At 70.5% G+C, this 4,457-nt stretch carries 3 protein-coding genes; all 3 read right to left on the reverse strand.

The features are described from left to right. On the reverse strand, positions 1-2,475 hold a 2,475-nt coding region (locus tag BHU15_RS37015), incomplete at its 3' end, for an SDR family NAD(P)-dependent oxidoreductase (protein WP_141726982.1). After that, complete coding sequence (locus BHU15_RS37020; protein ID WP_069631084.1) at positions 2,472-3,593, reverse strand: DNA alkylation repair protein; 1,122 nt, start codon at positions 3,591-3,593, stop codon at positions 2,472-2,474. The genes BHU15_RS37020 and BHU15_RS37015, both read right to left, overlap by 4 nt. Beyond that, positions 3,586-4,457: acyltransferase domain-containing protein (locus BHU15_RS37025; RefSeq protein WP_141726983.1), on the reverse strand; the 872-nt coding region annotated here is incomplete at its 5' end. The genes BHU15_RS37020 and BHU15_RS37025, both read right to left, overlap by 8 nt.

Here is a 4,457-nt window from a genome sequence, read left to right on the forward strand (position 1 = left end):
GGCGGAGACGGGGACGGGCGCCGGGACAGGGGCAGGGGCAGGAGCGGGAGCGGGGGCAAAGGCAGGCAACGGGGCGGCAGTCGGGGCGGCACCCGCAGCGGTGCGGGGCAGCGATTCGAGATGGGCGAGCAGCGCGCCGACGTTGGTGCGCTCGAAGAACACCATGGGGTCGATGTCGAGCCCGTCGACGGTCAGCGCCGCCGCAAGCTCGACCGCCATCATCGAGTCGAGCCCCAGTTCCAGCAGATCGTCATCGGCGGACACCCGGTCGAGATGCAGAACGTTGATGAGCGCCTGGGTGAGGGACGGCCACAGCCCGGATTCCGGTGTGACAGCAGTCATGGGTGCATCCTTCGCTTGAGCGGCGGCGGACAGGACGTAGTGCGCGGGCGGTCGAATCAGGGCGGTGCGTAGCAGTTCGATGCCGTCGTCGGCGGTGAGTGCCGGGACGCCGTGCGCGGCGGCCTTCGGGGCGATGGACTCCCCCATGCCGACGGTCCACAGGCCCCAGCCGAGGCTGAACCAGGGCCGCCCTTCGGCGCGTTGGCGGGCGGCGTAGCCCTCCAGGTAGGCGTTGGCGGCGGCATAGGCGCTCTGGCCGAGGTTCGCCCGTACGGCGGCGACCGAGGAGAACAGGGCGACGAAACCTGGCTGTTCGTGCCGGGCCAGCAGGTCGGTGAGCGCGTGTACGCCACCGATCTTCGGCCCGAGGACGGTGTCCACCTGTTCCGGGGTGAGGCTGCGCGCGAGTCCGTCGCGCAGGACTCCGGCGGCGTGGAACACCCCGTCGTAGCGTGCGGCGTCGGCCAGTTCCTCGCGAAGTGAGCGGACGTCCGCCGCCACGACTTTCAGGTCGCAGCGCGCTTCGAGTCGGTCGACACGGTCGCGGGCGTCTCCGTCCCGTGGCACGGTGCGCCCGACCAGGGTCAGGTGCGCGCAGCCCGCGTCAGCGAGGAACTCCGCGACGCGCAGGCCGATGCCGCCCATGCCGCCGGTGATCAGGAACCGACCGCCGTCGTAGCGCACCGCGTGGTCGGCGGTGCTCGGGTGCTGCTCCGGCTGTGGCTGCGGCTGTACGGAGGGCTCGTACCAGGCGCCGTCGCGCAGGGCGAGTTCCGGCCGGTCCTGGCCGGGTGCTTCCCGGAGGACAGCGGCGGCGCCGTCGTCGTCCGGGCCGAGATCGACGAGCCGGATCCTGGTACGGGGATGCTCGACGCGTAGCGTTCGGCCGAGGCCCCACAGGGCGCTCATGAAGGGGTCGACGACGTCCTCCGCAGCCACCTGGTGTGCGGCGGTGGTGACGATCAGGAGGTCGGACATCGGCGGGCGCGCCGCGAGTCGGCGTACGAGGGCGAAGACCGCCTGGAGGGCCTGCGTCACCTGCGCCTCGTCGCGCAGCCCACACGGTGCCACGTATACAACGTCCCGGAAGGCGGCGTCGTCCGCCAGCGTGTCGAGGCCCCCGTCGGACAACTGCGCCGGGGTCAGATGCACACCGCCATCCGGTGGACGGAGATCGTGCGGGGACACGACCAGTACGGGCCCTTCGGGCGCGGCCGGTTGTACGGGAGGAGTGACGCCGGCCTTCCGCCAGACGACGGACTCGGTCAACGGGACTGCCCGGGGTACCTGTTGGGAGTCGGCGGGCGTCGCCGAGGAGACCGGTGACGCCGGGGACACTGGCGACGTCATCGGCTTGGCGGCCTTGAGGGTGATGCGCTCCAGCTCCAGCAGCACCTCCCCCTGCTGGTTGCAGACCGTGGCCCGCCCCCGTACGGAGCCGCCCTTGCCCCCGCCGTCGCCCGGCTCGTCCCGCTCGACCAGGGCGATCACCGTGCCGGAGATCCTGCGACGGGCCACGAGCCGCCCCACGTACCAGGGCAGGCACGCCCCGGCGGCCCCCGCGTCGAGCATCCCGAGCGCCTGGAAGACGCTGTCGAGCAGTGCCGGCGGTACGAAGGGCGGGGCCTGCGCCGCGCTCTGCTCGTCCCCGGCCCGCAGCATCAGCAGCATCCGGCCCGCGCCCCGGTGCGCCGACCGGATCACCCGGTACGCCGGCCCGTACTCGATCCCGCTCGCCTCGCGCCACGCCGCCACGTCCGACAACGGCACCTGCTCCGTGCACCCGGCCCGCAGCGCGGCCACATCGACATAGCGCGGCGGCGGCAACGGGCTGCCGGACACCCGGGCGGTGCTGTGCACGACCGGCACGCCGCGCTCGGACCGTACGGAACGGAGCGCGCAGCCGCCGTCGTCGGCCGTGCCGACCTCGATCTCGACCCCGGCACCCGCCACCAACAGCGGCGCCCGGAAGGCGACTTGTTCCAAGGTCCACCAGCAGTCGGGGCGCCGGGCGTCCCAGGCGGACAGCATGGCGTCGATCTGCGCGGCGGCGGGTAAGACCGGGACGCCGCCGATCCGGTGGTGGGAGACCAGCGGATCGGCAGCACGGAGAATCGAGCTGACACCAGTCATGTGAGGAGGCCGAATCTCTCGGTGGCTTGGACGAGACCGTTCACCTGGATGTCGACGGCGTGCTCACCCGCGTAGTACCGGCGGGTCTGCACCTCCTTGATCGCATGGGTCTTCTCCAGGGATCGCCGTTCTCCGGGGCCGAGTTCGAGGGTGGTGAGCTTGAAGACCTTCGGGATGCTGCGCCCGTTCTTGCGTACGTGGTGCACCACGTAGTCGACGGCGATGCTGTGCGCGCGGTCGTCGGTGTTCTCGATGTCGAAGCTGATGACGAGGCTGTCCCCGATGGTCACCGTCTGCGGGGTGATGCTCAGCCGGGGTACGCGGACATGCTCGCCGCCCGTGGCCCCGAGAATGGCGAGGGCCCGCTGATCACCCTTCTTCACCAGGGTGCGCAGTCCGTGCTTGACGATCCAGTTGGTCTCGGGGGTGGGGCTCTCCTCCAACCACCGCAGCGCGGTCTCCAGGGCGAGGTCGGGGGCGTCCTTGGAGATGTCGTTGAGGTTGTTGGCGACGGACTTGCGCACATACTCGGAGGGGTCGCTGCGCAGGGGTTCGAGGATCGCCAGGACCGGTCGGGGGTCCTTGACGAAGACGGTCAGGGTCCGGGCCCAGGGCAGGCGGGAACGGACGCCCTCGGTGGCCAGGCGCCGCACGTTGTGGCTGGGGCTCTGGGCCCACAGGGCGACGCGCTCCATCGTCGGCGCGTAGTGCTGTTCGACGTAGGGCCGGATCGCGTACTCGCCCGTGTGCCGCCTCGTGATCGCCTCGATGGCGTCCAGTGAGAGATCGGGGTGGTCGAGACCGTACTCCTCGACGAATCGCGCGACCGGCATCAGGAACCAGCTGGAGTTGAACATGCCCTCGCCTTCGGCGAGTTCGTCGCCGAGGACGGTGAGGAGGATGGGTACGGCGTCGGTGTAGTCGGCGGGCAGACGAGTACGCAGGCCCTCGGCCAGGACGAGGACTCGGTCCTTCAGTTCTTTGCCGGGGATGCGCGACTCGACCTCGGCCGCGTAGCCCGCCACGTCGAACTCGGGGTGGGCGGCGCGGATCCTGTCGCCGATCAGGCGTGCCGCGTCGCCGTTGAAGTGTCGCTTGAGTCCGTATTCGCTAGCCATGGTTCAGGTGCCTCTTCGTCTCGTTCTTGTGGTTCGACGTGGTCTCGTGCGGGCCGGATGAGATCCAGAACCGCTGTCGGTTGAAGGGGTAGGTGGGGATGGTGGTGGTGCGCCGGCCCTTGTGCTGATGCAGCCCGGTCCAGTCGAGGTCGGCGGAGGTCTGGTTGACGTACGCGGCTACCGCCGCGTGCAGTTGGGCTTGATCGGTGCGGTCCCGGCGCAGCGTGCTGAGCCAGGTCGGCTGGGTCTCGCCCCACGACGCGCGGGCGAGGGAGGTCAGTTGGGGGTGGGAGCCGATCTCCCACACCGATCCCACACCGATCTCGCTCAGTGCGGCAACGGCCTGCGAGAAGCGGACGGGCTCGCGGATGGCGCGGCCCCAGTAGTCGGGGTCGGTGGCCGTGTCGGCCGAATGCCAGCCGCCCGTCACGGTCGACGCGAACCCGATCACCGGAGCTGCCCGTCTCGTTGCGGTCATTGCTTCGACGAAGGGGGCGACGGCTCCCTCCATCGCCGCCGAGTGGAACGCGTGACTGACCGTCAACTGCTGCGTGCGCAGGCCCGACTCCTGACAGAAACCCTGCACAGCCTCCGCCGGACCCGTGACCGTCACCGATCGACGCGCGTTGAACGCCGCGATCTCCACCCCAGGATGAGCCGATATCGCAGCCACGACAGCCTCGGCATCCGCATGCACCACCGCCATCGCACCCGCACCCGGCTGCGACTCCATCAACCGCCCACGCACCGCCGTCAACTCCAGCAGATCACCCAGATCCAGCACACCCGCAACCCACGCAGCCGTCAACTCACCCAGACTGTGACCCACCACCACATCCGGCCGCACCCCCACCGACTCCAACC

It is taken from the genome of Streptomyces niveus, assembly GCF_001723055.1.
Taxonomy (GTDB): domain Bacteria; phylum Actinomycetota; class Actinomycetes; order Streptomycetales; family Streptomycetaceae; genus Streptomyces; species Streptomyces niveus.